Here is a 235-nt window from a genome sequence, read left to right on the forward strand (position 1 = left end):
GGTCGGGTCGTCGTCCCCGTTCGGGTCTTCCTCATCGGTGGGCGTCCCGTCCCCGTCGTCGTCCGCATCCCGGTAGTTCACGTCTTCTGTGCCATCTGTATCCGGCAGGTCATTGGCCGGGTCGTCGATCTCGTCGTTTACATCGAAGCCGTCGTCCACATCCGAGCCTTCGTATCCGTCGTCCAGGCCGTCATTGTCCGTGTCCGTGCCGGTAAAGGTCCAGTCCGGCTGACCG

1 pseudogene is annotated in these 235 nt (G+C 63.4%); it reads right to left on the minus strand.

Annotation, left to right across the window (positions count from 1 at the left end):
• Window positions 1–235 (minus strand): annotated as a pseudogene (locus tag CA832_RS14890) (gliding motility-associated C-terminal domain-containing protein); the annotation flags it as partial.

Origin of the sequence: Robiginitalea sediminis (genome assembly GCF_002198115.1) — a bacterium.
Classification (GTDB): Bacteria; Bacteroidota; Bacteroidia; order Flavobacteriales; family Flavobacteriaceae; genus Robiginitalea; species Robiginitalea sediminis.